General features: G+C 49.5%; 1 protein-coding gene. It reads left to right on the top strand.

Annotated elements, in window-relative coordinates; translation table 11 throughout:
- Positions 1-761 (top strand): phosphotransferase family protein (locus ACTXGO_RS16540; protein WP_443575117.1); only part of this gene is annotated, 761 nt, incomplete at both ends.

Below are 761 nucleotides of genomic sequence, written 5' to 3'. Positions count from 1 at the left end.
AAGGGCACCAAAGCCAAATCTGCTCATGATATGGTACGCGAGTACACGGTGCAAAAGGCGCTCAAGGATGCCTATCCCTATGTTCCAAAGATGGTCGCGCTATGTACCGACGAGGACATCATCGGTGCTGACTTTTATGTGATGGAGCGTATGGAGGGCATTATTCCACGCGCTAATCTGCCAAAGGGAGTTGAGCTTGACAAGTTGCAAACGCGCGCGCTATGTACCAATGTCATAGATGCACTCGTTGAGCTCCATCAAGTGGACTACGCAGAGCATCCTGATCTGGTTGAATTGGGCCGCGGAGAGGGGTACTGCGAGCGTCAAGTGAGCGGTTGGAACAAGCGCTACGTCAAGGCTAAGACGCCCAATGTGCCAAGCTATGCTTTAGTGCGTCAATGGTTGACCACTCATACGCCAAGTGATAGCAAAACATGCGTGATTCACAATGACTGGCGCTTTGATAATGTTATCTTGAATGCAGATAATCCTACTGAGGTGATCGGTGTGCTCGATTGGGAGATGGCAACCCTTGGCGATCCGCTGATGGATCTAGGAAGTGCGCTAGCGTACTGGATTGAGGCCGATGACAACATAATCATGCAGCAGTCGCGTCGTCAGCCGACCCATCTAAAAGGCATGATGACTCGTGATGAGGTGGTCGATTACTATCTTAAGCAAACAGGTCTTGAGGTCGATAACTGGACATTTTATGAAGTGTTTGGATTATTTCGCCTAGCGGGTATCGTTCAGCAGATTTA

The organism is Psychrobacter sp. T6-1 (genome assembly GCF_052258445.1).
Note: the sequence above shows the minus strand (reverse complement) of the source record. Positions and strands in the feature narration are given on the sequence as shown.